The 19527-nt window shown below is 74.7% G+C and carries 17 protein-coding genes, 2 pseudogenes and 1 riboswitch; of the genes and pseudogenes, 6 read left to right on the top strand and 13 right to left on the bottom strand.

Features of this window, described 5'->3' with window-relative positions:
* Positions 1-108: 108 nt before the first annotated feature.
* Entirely contained in the window at positions 109-948 is an 840-nt protein-coding gene (locus ACFYML_RS00685) for an ABC transporter permease (RefSeq protein ID WP_387418641.1), read from the bottom strand.
* A 110-nt stretch (positions 949-1058) separates the two neighbouring features.
* Entirely contained in the window at positions 1059-2090 is a 1032-nt protein-coding gene (locus ACFYML_RS00690) for an ABC transporter substrate-binding protein (protein ID WP_387418642.1), read from the bottom strand.
* Positions 2091-2375: 285 nt separating this feature from the next.
* On the opposite strand from ACFYML_RS00690, the gene ACFYML_RS00695 reads away from it, so the two are divergent.
* The 4 genes from ACFYML_RS00695 to ACFYML_RS00710 all read left to right on the top strand — a co-directional run bounded on the left by ACFYML_RS00695 (position 2376) and on the right by ACFYML_RS00710 (position 7901).
* On the top strand, positions 2376-3170 hold the full coding sequence (locus tag ACFYML_RS00695; RefSeq protein ID WP_387419004.1) for an ABC transporter ATP-binding protein: 795 nt from the start codon (positions 2376-2378) through the stop codon (positions 3168-3170).
* 2 nt (positions 3171-3172) lie between these two features.
* Complete coding sequence (locus ACFYML_RS00700; RefSeq protein ID WP_387418643.1) at positions 3173-4123, top strand: LLM class F420-dependent oxidoreductase; 951 nt, start codon at positions 3173-3175, stop codon at positions 4121-4123.
* A complete protein-coding gene (locus ACFYML_RS00705; protein WP_148793507.1) occupies positions 4120-4428 on the top strand; it encodes a cupin in 309 nt (102 codons plus the stop codon). The genes ACFYML_RS00700 and ACFYML_RS00705 overlap by 4 nt, the downstream gene beginning before the upstream one ends.
* Before the next feature lie 74 nt (positions 4429-4502).
* Positions 4503-7901: a hypothetical protein gene (locus ACFYML_RS00710; RefSeq protein ID WP_387418644.1), complete on the top strand. Its 3399-nt coding sequence runs from the start codon at positions 4503-4505 to the stop codon at positions 7899-7901.
* Positions 7902-7924: 23 nt separating this feature from the next.
* Here ACFYML_RS00710 and ACFYML_RS00715 read toward each other — a convergent pair.
* The 7 genes and pseudogenes from ACFYML_RS00715 to thiE form a co-directional block, all read right to left on the bottom strand.
* Positions 7925-8259: pseudogene (locus ACFYML_RS00715) on the bottom strand (phosphomethylpyrimidine synthase ThiC); the annotation flags it as partial.
* A 5-nt stretch (positions 8260-8264) separates the two neighbouring features.
* Entirely contained in the window at positions 8265-9053 is a 789-nt protein-coding gene (gene thiD / locus ACFYML_RS00720; protein ID WP_387418645.1) for a bifunctional hydroxymethylpyrimidine kinase/phosphomethylpyrimidine kinase, read from the bottom strand.
* A 245-nt stretch (positions 9054-9298) separates the two neighbouring features.
* Positions 9299-9886 (bottom strand): annotated as a pseudogene (locus tag ACFYML_RS00725) (thiamine phosphate synthase); the annotation flags it as partial.
* Positions 9887-9972: 86 nt separating this feature from the next.
* On the bottom strand, positions 9973-10749 hold the full coding sequence (locus ACFYML_RS00730; RefSeq protein ID WP_387418646.1) for a thiazole synthase: 777 nt from the start codon (positions 10747-10749) through the stop codon (positions 9973-9975).
* Positions 10746-10946: a sulfur carrier protein ThiS gene (gene thiS, locus ACFYML_RS00735; RefSeq protein WP_073834907.1), complete on the bottom strand. Its 201-nt coding sequence runs from the start codon at positions 10944-10946 to the stop codon at positions 10746-10748. The genes ACFYML_RS00730 and thiS overlap by 4 nt, the downstream gene beginning before the upstream one ends.
* Complete coding sequence (gene thiO, locus ACFYML_RS00740) at positions 10937-12031, bottom strand: glycine oxidase ThiO (RefSeq protein ID WP_387418647.1); 1095 nt, start codon at positions 12029-12031, stop codon at positions 10937-10939. Before thiO ends, thiS begins: the two co-directional genes overlap by 10 nt.
* The gene (gene thiE, locus ACFYML_RS00745; RefSeq protein WP_387418648.1) at positions 12025-12651 is read right to left on the bottom strand and encodes a thiamine phosphate synthase; all 627 of its coding nucleotides are present in this window, start codon (positions 12649-12651) and stop codon (positions 12025-12027) included. Before thiE ends, thiO begins: the two co-directional genes overlap by 7 nt.
* Positions 12646-12753, bottom strand: a riboswitch (TPP riboswitch). Its footprint overlaps the gene before it by 6 nt.
* Before the next feature lie 121 nt (positions 12754-12874).
* Between thiE and ACFYML_RS00750 the strand changes: the two genes are divergently transcribed.
* Positions 12875-13789: an endonuclease domain-containing protein gene (locus tag ACFYML_RS00750; RefSeq protein ID WP_387418649.1), complete on the top strand. Its 915-nt coding sequence runs from the start codon at positions 12875-12877 to the stop codon at positions 13787-13789.
* Positions 13790-13980: 191 nt separating this feature from the next.
* Here ACFYML_RS00750 and ACFYML_RS00755 read toward each other — a convergent pair whose 3' ends face one another.
* From ACFYML_RS00755 to ACFYML_RS00770, 4 genes are all read right to left on the bottom strand, one after another.
* A complete protein-coding gene (locus tag ACFYML_RS00755) occupies positions 13981-14943 on the bottom strand; it encodes an aldo/keto reductase (RefSeq protein WP_387418650.1) in 963 nt (320 codons plus the stop codon).
* Positions 14944-15064: 121 nt separating this feature from the next.
* Positions 15065-15862, bottom strand: a complete 798-nt coding sequence (locus ACFYML_RS00760; RefSeq protein ID WP_387418651.1) for a nucleotidyltransferase family protein — start codon at positions 15860-15862, stop codon at positions 15065-15067.
* Positions 15859-17538, bottom strand: coding sequence for an ATP-binding cassette domain-containing protein (locus tag ACFYML_RS00765; protein ID WP_387418652.1), 1680 nt, complete (start codon positions 17536-17538; stop codon positions 15859-15861). Before ACFYML_RS00765 ends, ACFYML_RS00760 begins: the two co-directional genes overlap by 4 nt.
* A gap of 41 nt (positions 17539-17579) precedes the next feature.
* A complete protein-coding gene (locus tag ACFYML_RS00770; protein ID WP_387419005.1) occupies positions 17580-18185 on the bottom strand; it encodes a class I SAM-dependent methyltransferase in 606 nt (201 codons plus the stop codon).
* A 126-nt stretch (positions 18186-18311) separates the two neighbouring features.
* Here ACFYML_RS00770 and ACFYML_RS00775 point away from each other — a divergent pair, with 126 nt between their 5' ends.
* The gene (locus tag ACFYML_RS00775; protein WP_387418653.1) at positions 18312-19508 is read left to right on the top strand and encodes a hypothetical protein; all 1197 of its coding nucleotides are present in this window, start codon (positions 18312-18314) and stop codon (positions 19506-19508) included.
* Positions 19509-19527: the final 19 nt, after the last annotated feature.

The raw sequence follows: 19527 nt of genomic DNA on the forward strand, positions 1-19527 counted from the left end.
GGTTCCGCGCCGTCCGCCCCGCTTGGTTGATCTCGGGGGTCTACGGTTGGTTGATCTTGGGGGCCTACGGTCGGCGTCCGGTCCGCTGTTGACGTCTGCTGTTTGTGGTCACCTGGCCGAGGTGGTGGCTCTGACCCAGGGGAGGGCCAGGCGTTCGATCAGGGTGAGGGCGGAGTAGAGCACGATGCTCATCAGCGCCACCAGCACGATCGCCGCCCACGCCGTCGCGGTGTCGCCGACGCCGTTGTACTGCAGGATCTGCTGGCCCAGCCCGGGCTGGTCCGAATAGAACTCGCCGATCACGGCGCCGATCGAGGCCAGCGGCATGGCCACCTTCAGCCCGACGAAGATCTGCGGCAGCGCGGCGGGGAAGCGCACCTTGCGGAACGACTGCCACCATGACGCGTTGAGCGACCGGCCCAGTTCGGCGAGGTCCGCCGGAGTGGTGGTCAGCCCGGTCGCGGTGGACAGCACGATCGGGAAGAAGCAGAGCAGGAACACCATGGTCAGGATGGGTTTCTCCCCCCAGCCCACGGCGACCACGAGCAGCGGCCCGAAGGCGATCTTCGGCACCGCGTTGACCGCCACCAGCAGCGGCGCGAACATCCGCTCCACCCGGCGGGAGGCGGCCAGGGCCATCCCGATCAGCACCCCGGCGAGCGACGAGAGCAGGAAGCCGAGCAGGGTCATCCAGGTGGTGATCCCCAACGCCGGCAGCAGCACGTGCGCCGACCCGGTCAGCGAGCGTCCCACCGACTGCGGCGGGGGCAGCAACGCCGGGTGCACCAGCTGCACGCCCGAGGTGACCAGCCACCAGGCCGCCACCGTGATCACCAGCCCGAGGGCCGGTAGCAGCACCGCCGCCGGGCGTACACCCGACCGGCGTGGGACGGGCGGGGTCTGCGCCGGCGGCTGCGGCGCCGGCGCCCCGGCGCTGGTCTCGGTCAATTGCGTCAAGGTGTCCTCATCTCTCCGCCGGCCGGACGACCGGCACGCGAAGGGGGTGCCCCCCGCCGGAGCCCCGGCGAGGCGCACCCCCGTAGTCCGAGCCGGCCCGGTCAGGCCTTCGGCGCGAGGTTGAAGTCGATGATCTGGTCGGGGGTCAGGTTCTGCTTGAGCGCGCCCGCACCCTGGAGCAGGGCGATGGACTTGGCCACCCGGCCGCTGTCCAGGGTGCCGATCGCCGTGCCCGAGTTGCTGGACCGGACGTACGCGGCCATCAGCTGCAGCTCGGCGGCGGCTGCGGCCGGGTTGGTCGCGTCCACGTTCTTCTTGAGGAGATCCGCCGCCTCCTGCGGGTGCTCCAGGGCATACTCCAGGCCCTTGAGCAGCGCCGCGACGAAGCGCTTGACCATCTCCGGCTTCTCCTTGGCGATCTTGGTGGAGGTGATCAGCGCGTTGCCGTAGAGGTCCTGCATCACGTTGCTGTAGGGCAGCACGACCGGCGTCTTCTTGGCCACCGCCTGGACGGTCGGCTGGCCGACCACGAACTGGCCGATGCCGTCGACCGAGCCGGCGCCCAGCATGCCGATCAGCGCCGCGGCGTCACCGTTGACCCAGGTGACCTTGCTGGCGTCGACGCCGGCCAGCCGGGCGTACGTCGGGAAGAGGTTGCGCACGACGGAGAAGGGCGTGTCGGCGAGCTTCTTGCCCTCGAGGTCCTTCGGGGTGGCGATGTTCTTGCCCTCGACCGACACGATCGCGGCCATGGTGCGCTGCTGGATCGCGGCCACCGCGACGAAGTCCTTGGCCTGGCCGTTGCCCATCTGGAGGAGACCGCCGGTCAGGTCGATCGGGCCGAAGTCGGCCTGGCCGCCGGTGACGAGCTTGATGACGTCGCCGGTGCCCTGGCCCGGCTTGATCTCGACGTCGAAGCCGGCCTCCTTGAAGAAGCCCTTCTCCTTCGCCACCCAGGCGTACGAGTCACGCCCGAAGTTGCCAAACGAGGTGAGGTAGGTCACCTTCTCTAGGGTGCCGCTGGCCGCGTTCTTGGTGTCCGCGGACTTGTCCGAGTCGCCGCTGCAGCCGGCGACGAGGGCGAGGGCGGTGGCCAGCGCGGCGGCGGCGACCGTACGGGTCAGCCTTCTCATCTATGCACCATGTCCTTTCCGACCAGGCCATATTCGCCTGGGCGGGTCGTGGTTCGACGGTGCCGGCCGGAGGGGACAGCCGACCGGTTCGTCGTGAGGGGACTATTCGCGCGCAACAGCGTACGAGAAGCTGGTTGACCTCGGTCGGGCGTCCGGGTTGCGGAACGGAAACGAAGTTGCCTGACGGAAAGCGGACTGCCGTCTACCCCGGACGGTGCTATGCACGGTCGATCCCGCTACGCTAGCCCGGCTCACGTTCGCGACGTGGAAGGGAGCCGGCGGGAGATGATCCAACTGTCCGGGGTGTCCCGCACCTTCGACGGCCGCTCGGGACGGGTCGAGGCCCTGCGCGGCATCGACCTCGACGTCGCGGAAGGCGAGTTCGTCGCCATCCTCGGCCGCTCCGGTTGCGGCAAGTCGACGCTGCTCCGCATGATCGCCGGCCTGCTCCCGGCCACCGCGGGCGAGATCACCGTGGCCGGGACGCCCATCACCAAGCCCCGCCGGGACATCGCCATGCTGTTCCAGCGGCCCGCGCTGCTGCCCTGGCGTTCGGTGCTGGACAACGTCCTGCTGCCGGTGGAGATCTTCGGCTGGAGCCGGGCGAAGCACCGGGACCGGGCCCGCGAGCTGCTCGCGATGGCCGGGCTCGGCGGTTTCGAGAAGCGCCTGCCGCACGAGCTCTCCGGCGGCATGCAGCAGCGGGTCTCGCTGTGCCGGTCGCTGATCGGCGGGCCACGCGTGATGCTCATGGACGAGCCCTTCTCGGCGCTCGACGCGCTCACCCGGGAGGAACTCTCCGGCGAGCTCCAGCGGGTGCACATGGAGACGAAGGCGACCATCGTCTTCGTCACCCACTCCATCGACGAGGCGGTGCTGCTCGCCGACCGGGTGGTCGTGCTCAGCCCGCGCCCCGGCCGGATCCGCAAGGTGGTCGAGGTGGACGTCCCCCGGCCGCGCACCCTCGGCCGGCACGCGCACCTGGCCGACGTGGCCCGGATCAGCGCCGACCTGCACGAGCTGCTGATGGAGCGGGACGCGCCCGCGCAGCCGGAGCCGGCCGGGACGGCCCGGCAGTGACCATGCGAGTGTCGGTGTTCACCGAGCCGCACCGCGGAGCCAGCTACGACGACCAGCTCCGCTTCGCCCGGCGGGTGGAGGAGACCGGCTTCGAGGGCTTCTTCCGGGCCGACCACTACCGGTCGATGGGCGATGACCCGGGCCTGCCCGGCCCCACGGACGCCTGGCTGACGCTGGCCGCGCTGGCCCGGGAGACCTCCCGGATCCGGCTCGGCACGCTGGTCAGCTCGGCCACCTTCCGGCTGCCCGGGCCCCTGGCCGTGCTGGTCGCCCAGGTCGACCAGATGAGCGGCGGCCGGGTCGAGCTGGGCCTCGGCGCGGGCTGGTACGAGCGGGAGCACACCGCGTACGGCATCCCGTTCCCCCCGGTGGCGGAGCGGTTCGACCGGCTGGCCGAGCAGCTGGAGATCATCACCGGGCTGTGGCGTACCCCGGCGGGCGAGACGTTCAGCTTCGCCGGCGAGCACTACCAACTCCTCGACGCGCCCGCGCTGCCCAGGCCGGTGCAGCGGCCCGGCCCGCCGGTGATCGTCGGTGGGCGGGGCCCCAAGCGCACCCCGGAGCTGGCCGCCCGGTACGCCGACGAGTTCAACCTGCCGTTCAAGTCCGTCGCCGAGACGGCCGCCGCATACGACCGGGTACGCGAGGCGTGCGACCGCACCGGGCGCGCCGACTCGGGGCGGCCGCCGCTGGTGCTCTCCGCCGGGGTGGTGGTGGCCATCGGCCGTACCGACGCGCAGGCGCAGCGCCGGGCCGCGCCGCTGCATGTCAAGAGCGCCCTCCCTCCGGAGGATCCGGTGATCGGCTCCCCCGCCCAACTCGTTGACCGGCTCGGCGAGTTCGCCGCCGTCGGCGCCACCCGGATGCACCTGCGCCTGATCGACTTCGACGACCTCGACCACCTGGAGCTCATCGCCGCCGAGGTGCTCCCCCAACTGGACGGAACCCGATGACCGACCTCTCCGCCGACCTCGAACTCGGCCCCGTGGGCCAGGAGATCGTCTTCGAGAACGACAAGGTGCGGGTCTGGCACATCCGTCTGGAGCCGGGCGAGCGGCAGCCGCTGCACCGGCACGACCACCCGTACCTGGTGGTCGCGATCCAGGGCGCGAAGAACGTGGTGCAGACCATCGACGGCACCACCATCGATGCCGACGAGCCGACCGGCGGGGTGGTCTACCGCGACCCCGGCGCCGTGCACATGCTGACCAATGTCGGCGACACCACCTACCTGGCCCGCCTCGTCGAACTGAAGTAACCACCCCGACACCAGCGCGCCGCACCCAGAGTGGTAAGTGGCGATCGACCCCACCTGGCCGTAACGTGCCGGACATGGCCTTTCGGACGTGGGGCAGGCTGCTGCTCACTGCGCTCGTGGTGAGCTTGCTGGCCGGGGCCGGCCAGCTCGGCATCGCATACGGGTTCGGCGTCGTACGCCTCAACGGCGCGTTCATCGACGGCTCGGTCAACCGGTGGCCGGCCCAGCTCGTCTGGGTCGCCTGGTTCGCGGCGATCGCCGCGGTGACCGGCGCCGTCCTCACCGAACGGTTCGCCCGGCGGGACGGGCTGCCCGGCGGCACCAGCGAACAGCTCGCCGTCGCCGGTGCCGCCGCCCTGGGCGCGATCGTCGTCGCGCCACTGTGCATGCAGCCGGCCCGCGCGGCCGAGCTCGGCGGCACCATCGAGCCGGTGTGGGCGGTCGGCATCTGCGCGATCCTCGGCGCGGTGGTCGGGGCGGGCGCCGCGGTCGCCGTCCTGCTCAAGCCGCCGCTGGGCTGGAACATCGCGCTGTCCGCGGGGGCCGTCTGGCTGCTCGCGCTGATCTCCGCCGCGCCGTCGGTGGCCTCGACCGGGCCGCTGCTCAGCGTACGCCTGGGGGTCCTCGAACCGTCCTGGCTGGACCCCGCGCCGGCGCAACGCCTGGCCGCGCTGATCATGCCCACGGTGGCCCTGCTGGCCGGTGCGGCGGTCGGGGCGCTGGCCCGCCGGCGCGGGCACTCCCCGCTCGTCGGCGGGGCGGCCGGGGCGGCCGGCCCGGTCCTGCTGGCCTTCGCCTACCTGACCGCCGGCCCCGGCGTCGCGACCGACCGCTACCAGCTCGCCCCCTACTACGGGGCGCTGGTCGCGGTGGCCGCCGGCGCGCTCGGCTCGGCCGCCACGACGGTGCTGCGCCGGCCGGTCGCGGAGACCGAAACCAGCGCGATCGAGCCGACCGACATCCTCCAGCCCCTGCCGTCGTCACCCGCCGGTCCCGGCGACCCGGGCTTCGCCGCGGAGCCGGCAACCGACTCCCTGGGGGCTGCCGAAGGTACCGCCATCCAGTCGAGCCTTCCCGAGGCCGGACGGGAGCCGACCCCCCGGAGTACCGACGCCCCCACGCCCGCCCACTGGGACTGGCCGCGGGCCTCCGATTTCACGCCGTCGCCCCGGCCGGCCCACCGGTCCCGGGCCGACCGGACGACCCCCGACCGCACCGGCCTGGACGACGACCGCACGATTTCCGCCGAGCACACCGCGTTCGAGGACCGCCCGGCCCCGGCCGGGCCCATCGAGATCGAGGGCTCCAGCACCTCCGCCGACCGCGCCGGCGTTGACCACCGCACCATTGCCGCCGACCACACCGCCTCCGTTGAGCCCGCCACCCCGGCCGGCCGGGGCTCCGCCGACGAGCGCAGCTCCGCCGAGGGGCCGGGTCCCGTCGCCGGGGCCGCCGCTGCCGGGCCGGAACCGGAGGCTTCGCCGAGCCCGGCCGGCGACGCCGGCAGCGACGCGCCCGTCGCCGTGCGGGACGCCGACGACCTGACGCAGACTCTGCCGGTGCCCGGGCTGCTGCCCCCGCGGCGGCGCACCGCCGCCATCGACGTGCTCGCCGCCGGCCGCCCGGCACCAGACCAGGCCGTCAAGCCGCAGGAGTCGACCGCCGCCTCCCCAGCCCCGGCTCCGGCTCCGGCTCCGGCTCCGGCGACGCTTCCGGAGCGGGTGCCGTCGCCGGACGTCGCGGCGCTCGCGGGCGCGGCGCCGTCGCCGCGGGCGGAAACGCCGGCCGAGCCGGAGCCGGACCACAGCACGCCACTCGGGGAGGCAGCCACGACGTCGCCCACCGTTCCACGGGGCGGCGGCCTGCCCGACCACGAGGCGCCGGCGCGGGCCGACGGAGACGACCCGGCGACCCCGGCACCCGCCGCGCGGCCGGTTGCCGGCCGCCGATCCCGCCGGCAACCGCGTCCGGCGCCGGCCGCGGCCAAGGCGGTCCCAGCCGAAGCGGGCAGCGGCAGGCTGGCCGACGCCGGAACGGGCCCGCGAACGGATTCGCCTGCCGTGGCCGCCGCCGCGCCGGTCCAGGTCGGGCCGGCGCCGGCCGCAGCCGGGCCGGAGAGCGCGCCGGCGAACCCCTCGGCGGCGGAGGCGGCGGCCGGTGCCGGCGATCCGGGCTCGACGAGCACCCGCCCGGGCAGCCGATCCAGGCGCGGACGCAAGACCCGTACCAGCCCGGCAACCGCAACGACTCCGGCCAGCGCGGCGAGCCCCGTCCCGGCCCCGTCGACCGAGGCGACCCCAGCCGAGGCGGCGCTCAGCGCGGCGGCCTCCACCGAGGCGAAGCCGGCCGAAGGCACGCCCGCTGCGGCGGCCTCCATCGACGCGAAACCAGCCGGAGGCGCGCCCGGCGCGGCGGCCTCGACCGAAGCGAAGCCGGCCGAAGGCACGCCCGGCGCGGCGACCCCCACCGAGGCGAAGCCAGCTCAAGCGACCCGGGCCCACCGGAGGCCAGCCCGGACGGCCTCGACCGAGACGGTCCCGGCCCAGGCGCCCCGGATCGAGGCGGACCCGGCCCAGGCGGCCCCGGATCAGGCGGCCCCGATCGAGGCGCCGCACGCCCGGGCGACGCCGGAGGTGCCCCCGGCCGACCCGCACACGCCTGCGCCGGCGGTCGACGTACCGGCGCGCTCGGCGTCTCCGGCGACGCCGCCGGCCCCCCGGGCGGCCGGCGACCTCGACCAGCGGCCGGGCGGCCGGACGCCGCTGTTCGGTGCCGAGCCGGCCGACGCCACGGCGGATCCCCAGACCAACGAGGGTGGACGCCGGACCCGGAGTTACTTCTTCTCCGACGACGAGCCCGCGGCGACCGACCTGCCCGGCCCGGCCGACGCACCGGCGTCGCCGCGCCCGCGCTTCCCGATCTTCGAGGACGTGACGGATCGGCCGGACGAAGCCCTACCGACCGGCCCGGTGGCACTCCCGCCCAGCCAACCGGTCGGCCCACAGGACGGTGCCGGGCCGGGCAGCGGCGGCGACCCGACCGCTGCCACCGGCAGCACGACGGGCACTCCGGATCGGACGGAGGCGCCGGCCGGGGCAGCCCGGGTCGAGCCGATGCCGCGTCCCCGTCACCGGGCCCTGCCGGACCTGGGCCGCGACGCCCGTTGGGACGCCTTCGCCAACGCCCGGCAGGCGACCCCCGTCCTGCCGAACGCCCCGCAGGCCGGCGGCCGGCACGCCGACACCACCGGATCCCCGAACGCAGGCGAGGAGGGCGGCGAGCCGGGTGACGGACGGTCGAAGCTCCGTGGCCTGTTCCGCCGCAACCGGGCCAAGGGCACGCCGGATGACGCGGGCCGCGAGTCCGAGTCGCTGGCGCAGGACGAGGAGTACGTCGACTGGGTCGCCGGACTCGCCTCGGACGACGGGCAGGACATCCCTACGCTGCGCGGCGGCCGCCACCACCGCGACTGACCCTGCGGTCCGGGCCGGCCACCTGGCCGGTCCGGACCGGAGGCGCTCAGGCCAGCGGCGGGTAGACCCGGGAACCAGCCGAGCGGAAACTGGTCCTCCCAGCGGAACTCGAACCGCGCCCGGGACAGCGCGTCGTCCCAGCCCTGCGCCCCGCGGTGCCCCTTGGCCAGGTCCGCCGCGTGCGCCGCGATCTTGTACGCGATCACGCCCGCCGTCACGTCGTCCCGGTCCGGCAGCCCGAGGTGCTCCTTCGGGATGACGTAGCAGAGCATCGCGGTGCCGGACATGCCGATCATCGCGGCGCCGATCGCCGAGGTGATGTGGGGGCGATGTCCGTGGTCAGCGGCCCCAGCGTGTAGTGGCTCAAGCGGACCAGCCGAAGTGGTCCAGCGGACCGGATCCCGCGCCCAGTTCCCAGTCCCGCGCGCCGGCCAGCGCGCGGGCGACGTACTCCTTGGCGGCGGTGACCGCGACCGGCACGGGATCGCCAGCCGCCAGCCGGACGGCGATCGCCGCCGACAACGAGCAGCCGGTGCCGTGGGTGTGCCGGGTGCGCACCCGGGGCCCCCGCAGCAACCTGGTCGCCCCGCCGCCGACCAGCACGTCCACCGACTCACCCGCGGCGTCCACGTCGCCGCCGGTCACCACCACATGCGCCGGGCCGGCGGCCGCGAGGGCCTCAGCCGCCGTGACCATCTCCTCGACCGCGGTCACCGGGCGTCCGGTGAGGGCCGCGGCCTCCGCGCAGTTCGGCGTCGCCACCTCGGCGTACGGCAGCAGCCGCTGCACCGCCTCCACCACCCCGAGCGGGTGTCCACTGGTGGCGACCAGCACCGGGTCGACGACGAGCCGGGGCAGCCGCCCCGCCTCCGCCACCTCGGCGATCGCGTCGGCGACCGCCGGGGTGCCGAGCATGCCGGTCTTCACCGCGCGCACGGCGAAGTCGCCGAGCACGCTGTCGAGCTGGTCCCGGACGGTCTGCGGGGGCAGCGGCAGGACGGCGTCGACGCCCCGGGTGTTCTGCGCGGTGATGGCGGTGATCACGCTGGTGCCGTACGCGCCGAGGGCGGCGAAGACCTTGAGGTCGGCCTGGATGCCCGCGCCGGCGCCGGAGTCTGATCCGGCGATGGTGAGGACTGTCCGCGGTGTCATGTCTCGTCCTCCGTTGCTGTTGAGGGTCGGCACTCCGCTGGCCTTGAGGGCTGCGGCCGACCGTGCCCACTCCGGGCGGTCAGGCTTGATCCCTCCGTGGGCACGGTCGTCCGCAGCCCCGTCGTGGGGACCTCCGGCGGGGCGTGCCAGCTTTGCGGCACAGGGGTGACCGCTTCGCGAGAGTTCTCGGTCGGCCGGGTGACCGCCTTGTGGAAGCTCCCGGTCAGAGTGGTGACCGCCTCGTGGAAGCTCTCGGTCAGTGTGGCGGCCGCCTCGCCGGGGTCGTCGGCGCGCATGACGCCGCCCAGCACCGCCACCCCGGCGGCGCCCGCCTCGACGCACGCGGTGACCTGCTCGGGCGTCTCGATGCCGCCGAGGGCCAGTGCCGGCACCGGGCTGAGCTCGATCAGGTCGGCGAGTCGCGCCGGGAGCAGGGGCGGGCCGTAGCCCGGCTTGGTTCTGGTCGCCCAGACCGGCGACAGCGTCACGTAGTCCTCTGTGGTCAGCCGGGCCACCTCGGTGGCGTCGTGGCAGGAGCGGCCGACGAGGCCGACGACCGGCGGCGGGTACGGGCCGGCGGCGGGCAGATGGATGGCGTCGCCGCCGAGCGGGTCGGGACCGGCGACGACCAGGGTGCCGCCCGCCTCGGCGAGGATCGCCCGCAGCTCGCCGGCGAGGGCGGCCCGTTCGGCGCGGGGCAGGTCCTTCTCTCGGAGCACCACCCAGCGCACTCCCCCGGCCACCGTCGCTGCGATCACCTCGGGCAGCGGCCCCCGCGCCACCCGCCGGTCCGTCAGCACCACCAGGCCGGACGGCGCGGCGCTCGACGCGATCTTGGAAGAATCCGGCCCCTCCAGGGACCCTTTCCTACCAAGATCTCCTTCAGCTTGGTGACCAGCGGCCACCCCGGACGGTGCGGTCACAGGTCCGGTCTTCCCTCGTCGGGGGTGGAGGCGAGGGCGTGGAAGCGGCGGGCGATCCGGCCCGCCCCGCACGCGAGCCGTCCGGCCGCCACCGCGTACCGCATTGCGGTGGCCATCGCCACCGGGTCGGCGGCCCGGGTGACCGCACTGGCCAGCAGCACCGCGTCGCAGCCCAGCTCCATGGCGAGCGCGGCGTCCGAGGCGGTGCCGATGCCGGCGTCGAGGATCACCGGCACGTCGACGCTCTGCCGGATCAGCCGGATGTGGTGCGGGTTGCTCACGCCCAGGCCGGAGCCGATCGGCGCGCCGGCCGGCATCACCGCCGCGCAGCCCACGTCGGCCAGCCGCCGGGCCAGGACCGGGTCGTCCGAGGTGTACGGCAGCACGGTGAACCCGTCCGCCACCAGCTCCTCGGCGGCGCGCAGCAGCTCCACCCCGTCGGGCAGCAGCGTGCGTTCGTCGCCGATCACCTCCAGCTTCACCCAGTCGGTGTCGAACGCCTCCCGGGCCAGCTGGGCCACCTTCACCGCCTCCGACGCGGTGTGGCAGCCGGCCGTGTTCGGCAACACCCGTACGCCACACCGGTCGAGCAGGTCGAGCAGGCCGCCGCTGCCCGGCGCGTTGTCGACCCGGCGGAGCGCCACCGTGACCAGTTCGGTGCCGGAGGCGCGGATCGCCTGCTCCAGCACGCGCAGGTTGGCCGCCCCGCCGGTACCGAGGATGAGCCGGGAGCCGAACGCGGTCCCGCCGATCTCAAGGGTCATGGCGCTCACCCGCCCTGGGCGGCGCTGAGCACCTCGACCCGGTCGCCGTCGCGCAGGACGGTCGCCGACCAGCCGCCGCGCGGCACCACCTCGCCGTTGACCGCGACCGCCAGGCCGCGCCGCTGGCCGGTGACCTCCCGGACCACGTCGGCGACGGTCGCTCCGCCGGGCACGCTCCGCCCGGCGCCGTTGACGATCAGTTCCATCTGGGCTCCTCCTCGGGTACGAACCGGTCCGGGGTGAACGGGGCGAGCAGCGGGTCCGGCTCGCCGGTGGCGATCAGCTCGGTGACCAGGTCGGCGGTGACCGGGGTGAGCACGATGCCGTGCCGGTGGTGGCCGGTGGCGACGAGCACGCCCGGCCGGCCGGGCAGCGGCCCGATGATCGGCGCGTTGTCCGGCGTACCGGGGCGCAGCCCGGCGGACGCCTCGACCAGGTCGTACTCGGCCAGCTCGGGAACCAGGTCGACGGCGGCGCGGAGCAGCCGGAGCACCGCGCCCGCGGTCACCTCGGTGTCGGTGCGCTCCTCGACGGTCGCCCCGACCACCACCTCGCCGCTGCCCCGGGGCACCAGATAGATCGACTCGCCGTCGGCGTACCCCCGGATCACGTGCCGGAAGCCCGGCGCGCCGCCACCGGGCGCGCGGAGCCGGAGCACCTGCCCCTTCACCGGCCGGACCGGCAGCCCGGTGAGCGCCGCCGCGCCGCATCCGGCGGCGACCACGGTGAACCGGGCGTCCACGTCGGAGAGTCGGTCGACCGGGGCGGGGCGGAGCGCGACGCCGGCCCGCTCTGCGGCCGCGCGCAGCGCCGCCACCAGCCGGCGTGGGTCGACCTGATGGTCGCCGGGGGCGACCGCGCCGCCGCGCACCCGGGGGGCCAGCGCCGGCTCGCGGTCCCGCAGCGCGGAGGGACGCAGCGGCGTGATCGACAGCCCCAACCCCTGCTGGTACGACCAGAGCCGGCGCGCCTCGGCCAGGTCGTCGGCGGTCAACCCGACCACCAGCGTGCCGTCGGTGCGGTACCCGACGTCGGCGCCGGCGGCCTCGGTCAGCTCGGTGGCGAAGGCCGGCCAGCGGGCGGCGGAGTCGGCGAGCAGCCCGGTCAACTCGTGCTCGCCGAAGTACGCCTCGGCCACCGGCGACAGCATCCCGGCCGCCACGTGCGACGCCCCGGAGCCCGGTGCCGGATCGTGGACGACCACCCGCAGCCCGCGCTGCGCGCACCGCCACGCGATCGCCAGCCCGACCGGTCCCGCCCCCACGATGGCGACGTCCGGCCGGGTCAGCACGCCAGTGCCCCGAGCAGTTCGGCGGTGGTCCGGGCCGGGTCGGCGGCCTCGGACAGCGCCCCGACCACCGCCACCCCGTACGCCCCGGCGGCCCGCAGCGCCGGCACCCGCGCGGCGGTCACCCCGCCGATCGCGATCACCGGTACGTCCACCGCCCCGGCGACCGCGCGTATCCCCTGGGGGCCGATCGGGTCGGGCAGCCCGGCCTTGGTGGCGGTGGCGTGGCAGGGGCCCACGCCCAGGTAGCTGGCTCCGGCGGCGACCGCCGCGACGGCGGCCCCCGGTTCCCGAGCGGTGGCGCCGAGCACGGCGGTGGAGCCGAGCACGTGACGGGCGGCTGCCACGGGCAGGTCGTCCGCGCCGACGTGGCCACCGGCCGCGTCCACCGCGAGCGCCACGTGCAGCCGGTCGTTGACCAGGCAGGTCGCCCCGTACGGCCGGCACAGCGCGACCACCCGGCGGGCCAGTTCGTACGCCTCCCGGTCGGTGGCGTCGTCCACCACCCGGACCTGGACGACCAGTTCGGCGCGGGCCACCGGCAGGGCGGCCCGCAGCACGGCGAGCGGATCCCGCCCCGGCCGGGTGTCGGTGATCAGATGCAGACGTCCCAGGGACGGCACGGCAACACTCCTCCCTGCGCCGGCATTACCCGGATCAGGTTCGACGGTCGGGGGCTGCAGCCCCCCTCTCAGCCCGGTGCACCGGGCTCCCGTGGGTCACTTGTGGCCTACCGTACGACGTCCGCCGCGGATCCGCCAAGGGCGGGTGGCACTTTTCCCACCCACCGTCGGCTGTGGAGGGCGCGGACAGCCTGTGCTCACCCGGTCACACCATGCTGTCCTGATGCCCGCATCCGCGCGCGTCCCGCGACGCTTGTCGTTCCTGCCGTTCCGGGGCAGCGCCGCCGTCTCAGACGGGCAGCTCACCTGGGCGATGCTCCGCGGCCCCGCCTGGCGACGGCTGCTGCCCGACGTGTACGTGCACCGCGACGGCTACCGGTTGGACGACCATCGCATGTGGTGCGACGCCGTCGCGCTCCGCCTGCCTCCCGGCTCGGCCATCGCGGGACGCAGTGCGGCCTATCTGTGGGGAGCGGACCTGCTCGCGCGGGACGCGCCGGTCACGGTCCTGCTGCCGCGGGCCGCCCGGGTGCGTCCGCACCCGCGGGTGCACGTGATCCGATCGGTGCTGCCGGACGCGGACCGCACGCGCTTCGCCGGGCTGCCCGTCACCACGGCGCTGCGGACCACCTTCGACCTTGGCCGGCAGGGCCCGCGCACTGACGCGCTGATAGCCGTCGAGGCGCTGCTGCACCGCCGGGTGGTGAAGCTGCCCTTGTTGCGGGTCTTCGCTGCCGCGCGCCCCGGCTGGCCAGGGATGCCGTTGCTGCGGGAGGTGTTGGCGCTGGCGGAGCCGCTCAGCGAGTCACCGATGGAGACCCGGCTCCGGCTGCTCCTGCTCGACGCCGGGCTGGGTCCGCTCACCGCCCAGCACGACGTGCTCGATGCCCGGGGACGCTTCGTCGGGCGAGTGGACCTCGCCTGGCCGGCACTCCGCGTTGCGGTTGAGTACGACGGCGACCACCATCGGAAACGCGCGCACTTCCGCCAGGATGTCGCCCGGCTGAACGCCCTCCGGGCGGCCGGCTGGCTGGTGCTGCGCTTCACCGCCGACGACGTGCTGCGCCGGCCCGCCCACACCGTCGCCCTGGTCGCCCAGGCCCTCCGCGAACGCGGCGCAACCCTCGTCGCCCGCTGATCGCCCCGGCCACCACCACCCGCCCACCGCTGTCGTCTCCGGACCGGCGAGGCGTCAGTGGAACGCCATGGAGGTCAAACGCCGCGGGAAACCTCCATGGCGTTCCACTCACCGGCGTGCGCCGAGCGGCGGACAGCGCGCTGCCCCGGTGCCGTGGGACGGCGCCGGGGCAGCGGGTGTGCGGGGTCGGGTCAGAGGATGGCGTCGAGGGCGGCCAGGTCCTCGTCGGTGGGCTGCCAGGCACCCGCCTCGGCGTTGGCGCGTACCTGCTCGGGCGTGGTGGCACCGGCGATCACCGAGGTCACCGCCGGGCGGGCGGCGAGTCCACCGATGGCCACCTGGAGCATCGAGATCCCACGCTCCGCCGCGTACGCCTCGATCGCCTCGATGGTGTCCCAGTCCGCGGCGGCCAGCCGCTCGGCGTACCGGCCGCCGCCGGAGAGCCGGCTGCCGGCGGGCGGCGCCTCGCCCCGGTGGTACTTGCCGGTGAGCAGGCCGTTGGCCAGCGGGAAGAACGGCAGCATGCCCAGGCCGAACCGCTCGCAGGCCGGGATGACCTCGGCCTCGACGCTCCGCTCCAGCAGGCTGTAGTGGTTCTGCGCGGAGATGAAGCGGGTACGGCCCTGCGAGGACGCGGTCCAGTCGGCGTCGGCGATCTGCCAGCCGGCGAAGTTCGAGTTGCCGAGGTAGCGGACCTTGCCGGCACGGACCAGGTCGTCCAGGGCGGCAAGTGTCTCGTCGATCGGGGTGTCCGAGTCGGGTTCGTGCATCTGGTACAGGTCGATGTGGTCGGTGCCGAGCCGGCGCAGCGACGCCTCGACCGCGCGGGCGATGTAGCGGCGGGCACCCCGGGCACCGAAGTCCGGCCCGTTCAGGCCGTGCATGTCCATGCCGAACTTGGTGGCGACCACCACGTCGTCGCGGTGGCCCTTGAGCGCCTGCCCGAGCAGTTCCTCGGAGCTGCCCTGCGGCTCGCCGTAGATGTCGGCGGTGTCGAAGAAGTTGATCCCGGCGTCGAGCGCGGCCTCGACCACTGCCCGGGTGCCGTCGAGGTCGAGCTTGCGGCCGAAGTTGTTGCAGCCGATGCCGACCACGGACACCACGAGCCCGGAGTCGCCCAGCCGGCGGTACGTCATCTCACTCACGAGATCCACCCTATGCTCAGGCGCGGACCAGCATCCGGGTGAGTCGTTCATGCCATCAGGTTCGCAGCGGCGCGCCGTCCCCTGCCGCCGGTCCCGACACACCGGCACCGGTCGCCGCCGTCCGGCCCGCTCAGCCGAGCACGTCGGCGACCAGCCGCCGCGCGGCCGCCAGGGTCCGTGCCAGCTCCTCCGGGGTGCGACCGACCTCAGCGAGCAGCCCGTACGCCCGGGACACGAAGTCGGGCGGCGCACCGGGCAGCCGCCCGGCCGAGGCGATCATCCCCTTCTCGTTGACCAGCCACCGCCCGGCCCGGCCGTGCAGCGCCTGGACCAGCACCCCGACCGCCCGGAACAGGCAGCCCGCCACGTACGCACTGTCTCCGGCGGCGGCACCCTTGGCCGCCCCGTCGAGCAGGAAGCCGGCCTCCCACCCGCCGGCCACCAGGGCCTCCCCCAGCGCGGGCGGGTACGCCTGCGTCTCCGACCGCAGCGCGGCCAGTTCCCCGGTCGGGTCGCCGAGCACCCGGCCCAACGCCACCTCGCCTGCGTACGCGTGCGAGTAGAAGCCGAGCGGGTGCCCGGCCTGCACGCCCACCGTGTAGCGGCCGGCCCGGCAGTCGGCCCAGACGGCGTGCACCCGGTCGAGGTCGCGGTAGATCCAGTCCACCGCCACTCCGCCGACGCGCAGCCAGCCACCGCCGTCGACCCACGGCCCCCAACCGCCGGGCGCGGTGAGCTGCACCTCGTGGTCGGCGACCGTGGCGGCGACGGCGCGCAGCCCGGCCACGTCGAGCGGGCCGCGGTAGTAGACACCCAGGTCCCAGTCGGAGTCGGGCCGGTGCTCGCCCCGGGCTCGGCTACCGCCCAGCGCCACCGCGACCACCCCGTCGACCGCGCAGAGGCGCTCGACCAAGGCGTCGTCGATCACGCCACGTCCCAGACCGGCTCGGGGGTCTCCACCACCTCGCCGTCGCCGCGGAACAACACGAACCGGTCGAAGGAGCGGGTGAACCACCGGTCGTGGGTCACCGCAATCACCGTCCCCTCGAACGCGGCCAACCCCGCTTCGAGCGCCTCGGCGGAGGCCAGGTCGAGGTTGTCGGTCGGCTCGTCGAGCAGCAGCAGGGTCGCGCCGGAGAGCTCCAGCAGCAGCACCAGGAAGCGGGCCTGCTGGCCACCGGAGAGGGTGCCGAAACGCTGATCGCCCTGCCCGGCCAGCTCATACCGGGACAGCGCCGCCATCGCCCCGTGCCGGTCCATCCCGGTCCGGTGCTCGTCGCCCCGCCAGAGGATGTCGACCAGCGTCTTCTCCATCAGCTCCGGCCGGTCGTGGGTCTGCGAGAAGTGCCCGGGCCGGACCCGGGCGCCGAGGCGTACCACCCCGCCGTGGGCGACGGGGGCGAGCGCGGCCGCGCCGTCGACCGGCGCGTTGGCCGGGTCCGGGTCGCTCCCACCGCGGGCCAGCAGGCGGAGGAAATGCGACTTGCCCGTCCCGTTCGCGCCCAGCACGGCGACCCGGTCGCCGTACCAGAGCTCCAGGTCGAAGGGGTAGGTCAGGCCGTCGAGCTCGAGCTGCTCGCAGACCACCGCCCGCTTGCCGGTCCGCCCGCCGGTCAGCCGCATCCGGATGTCCTGGTCCTTCGGGGGTACGGGCGGCGGCCCGGCCTCCTCGAACTTGCGCAACCGGGTCTGCGCCGACTGGTAACGCGAGGCCATGTCGGAGTTGTACGCGGCCTTCTGCTTGTACATCAGCACCAGCTCGCGCAGCTTCTGGTGCTCCTCGTCCCAGCGCTTGCGCAGCTCGTCGAGGCGGGCGTGCCGGGCCACCCGCGCCTCGTGCCAGCTCGCGAAGCTGCCCGGATGCACCCAGGCGCTGCCACCTTCGACGGCGACCACCCGGTCGGCGGTCTGCGCCAGCAGCTCCCGGTCGTGCGAGACGTAGAGCACCGACTTGCCGGACTCGCGCAGCCGTGCCTCCAGCCACCGCTTGCCCGGCACGTCGAGAAAGTTGTCCGGCTCGTCGAGAAGGAGTACCTCGTCGGTGCCCCGGAGCAGCAGTTCGAGGGCGAAGCGCTTCTGCTGGCCGCCGGAGAGGGTCCGCACCGGGCGGTCCCGGGCGGCATCCCACGGCAGGTCGAGGACGATGGTGGTGACGGTGTCGAAGAGCACCTCGGCGTCGTACCCGCCGACCTCACCCCAGGCCGCGAGCGCGTCCGCGTACGCGAGCTGGGCCTTGCCGGCGGCGGTGCTGTACTTGCCGCGAACCTCGGCCGCCCGCATGGCCGCCTCGGTCTCGGCGAGCCGGTGGCCGGCGTCGCGCAGCGCCGGCGGGGCGAGCGCGAGGGCCAGGTCGGCGAGCGTCGAGTCGTCACCGATCATGCCGATGAACTGCCGCATCACGCCGAGACCGCCGGAGCGGGCGATCGCGCCGGTCTTCACCGGCAGGTCGCCGGCGACCATCCGGAGCAGGGTGGTCTTGCCGGCGCCGTTGGGCCCGACGAGGGCCACCTTGGCGCCCTCACCGACCCGGAACGACACCTCGGCGAAGAGCTCCCGGCCGTCCGGGAGGAAGTGCCCGACCCCTGCCACGTCCACGTATCCCACGCGGGCATCCTGCCCGAGGGGGCGGCACGGGCGACACTCGATTATCGGGTGACCCGCAGCACCCGGTAGCCCTTCTGGCTGGCGTGCCGCTCGACCTGCCAGCCCTGCTCGACGAGCCAGCGGTGCAGCGAGTCGCCGCCGAGGTGCCGGGCGACGACCAGCCACGCCACCCCGTCCGGGGCGAGCCGGGGCAGCCAGCGGAGCAGCAGCTCGTGCAGTTCCGGCTTGCCGATCCGGATCGGCGGGTTGGACCAGATCTGCGCGAAGGAGAGATCGGTCGGCACCTCGTCGGGCGCCACCACCCGGACCCGGTCGGCGACGCCCACCCGGGCAGCGTTGCCGGCGGTGAGCTCGCGGGCGCGCTCGTTGACGTCGACCGCCCAGACCGTGGCGGCCGGCGCGCTGGTGGCGAGTACGCAGGTGATCGGGCCGAATCCACAGCCGACGTCGAGCAGCGGGCCGGTGGTGGTGGCGGTGGGCAGCTCGGCCTTGCGCAACAGGACGGCAGTGCCGGGGTCGAGCCGGTCGGCGGAGAAGACCCCGCCGGCCGAGGCGAGCGTGTAGTCGCGCCCGGCGACGGAGAACTCGACCTCGCGCGGCTGGGCGGCGGTCGTGGGTTCAGCGGTGAAGTAGTGGTCGCCGGTCACGTCCGGCATTGTCGCACCGGCCCCGGACGGCACCGCCGACGGTGTGGCGAAGTAGATGCGACACCACTTCGCTTGATTTTCCCGATATTACCCCCGAAAGGGACAATGGGTCCTAGGGTAACGCACATGGTGTATCGGTACGAGTCCGATGAGGACGGCTTCCTGGAGTACCCGAGGCCCGGGTCGGAGCCGTCCGTACCCGCGGCACCGCCACCCGCGGGCCCCTCGCCGTCCCGCTTCCCCACTCCGTCGCTGCCCCCGCCGGTGCGGCGCACCCGACCGCCCGTCGACGTCATCCCGGCCCCGGCCCCCACCCCGGCGCCGGCCCGGCAGGCGTCCGCTCCGGCCGCCGCCCGGGCCACCGGGCCGACGCCGCCGCCGGCGTCCACCACCGCACCGCATCGGGAGGCAGCCCCGCCGGCGTCCACCACCCCGGGCCGCCCATCCGCGCCGGCCGCGGAGCCCCCGGTCACCCACCCGGCAGACGAGCTGGACCTGGCCGAGCCCGCCAGGCCGGCCCGCAGGCGCGGCGGCGGCCGGGCCTGGCAGGTGCTGATCGGCGGCGCCGCCGTGCTGGTGCTGCTCGCGCTCTGCGGCCTGGCCGTCGCCGCCCTGCTGCAGGAGCGGACCGGCAACCCGCAGGCCGGCCAGCAGACCGGGCAGCCCGTGGTGGAGCAGTCGGCCGCGGCCGACGGGAAGGACCTGGACTCCCGGGACACCGACCAGTTGGCGCTCACCGCCAAGGAGGTCTTCCCGGGCCGGCAGCTCGTGGTCGCCAGCGGCCAGCCGGCCTACCAGGTGCTCAAGTCGCAGTCCAGCGGCAGCTGCGCGGTCGCGGCGACCGGTGAGATCGCCGACCTGCTCGTCCGCCTCGGCTGCAACCAGGTGGTCCGGGCGACCCTCCGCTCCCCCGACGGGGACTACCTGATCACCGCCGGCCTGTTCAACCTGACCGACGTGGCCAGCGCCCAGCGGGCCCGGGACCGGATGCGGCAGCTGCTCGACGAACGGCAGGGCCGGCTGCAGGGCATGTCGGTCGACAACAGCACCGAGGCCGTGGCGAAGGCCGCCGCCCGGGTCGGCTGGCAGGTACGCGGGCACTACCTCGCCTACTGCCTGGTCACCCGCGCGGACGGGCAGCGGATCAGCTCCACCGACGCCAACGCGCGCGACATCCTGTACGACCTGATCGAGGTCTACCTGAACCGCGGCGTGCTGGAGCGCCGGGCGAACGGCGGGGTGGCCAGCCAGCCCACCCAGCCGCAGACCGACGACACCGCCGGCCAGAACGCGACCGACCAGCGGAGTCCCCGCAACAACTGACCGGCGGCCCGGCGCGGGA

The sequence above is a fragment of the Micromonospora sp. NPDC007230 genome, assembly GCF_042869115.1.
Taxonomy (GTDB): domain Bacteria; phylum Actinomycetota; class Actinomycetes; order Mycobacteriales; family Micromonosporaceae; genus Micromonospora.

Coding starts and splice junctions, on each gene's coding strand:
- ACFYML_RS00705 (WP_148793507.1), top strand. CDS start 4,120: ATGACCGACCTCTCCGCCGACCTCGAACTCGGCCCCGTGGGCCAGGAG.
- thiS (WP_073834907.1), bottom strand. CDS start 10,946: ATGGAACTGATCGTCAACGGCGCCGGGCGGAGCGTGCCCGGCGGAGCG.
- ACFYML_RS00710 (WP_387418644.1), top strand. CDS start 4,503: ATGGCCTTTCGGACGTGGGGCAGGCTGCTGCTCACTGCGCTCGTGGTG.
- ACFYML_RS00700 (WP_387418643.1), top strand. CDS start 3,173: ATGCGAGTGTCGGTGTTCACCGAGCCGCACCGCGGAGCCAGCTACGAC.
- ACFYML_RS00695 (WP_387419004.1), top strand. CDS start 2,376: ATGATCCAACTGTCCGGGGTGTCCCGCACCTTCGACGGCCGCTCGGGA.
- thiD (WP_387418645.1), bottom strand. CDS start 9,053: ATGACACCGCGGACAGTCCTCACCATCGCCGGATCAGACTCCGGCGCC.
- ACFYML_RS00750 (WP_387418649.1), top strand. CDS start 12,875: ATGCCCGCATCCGCGCGCGTCCCGCGACGCTTGTCGTTCCTGCCGTTC.
- ACFYML_RS00775 (WP_387418653.1), top strand. CDS start 18,312: ATGGTGTATCGGTACGAGTCCGATGAGGACGGCTTCCTGGAGTACCCG.
- ACFYML_RS00690 (WP_387418642.1), bottom strand. CDS start 2,090: ATGAGAAGGCTGACCCGTACGGTCGCCGCCGCCGCGCTGGCCACCGCC.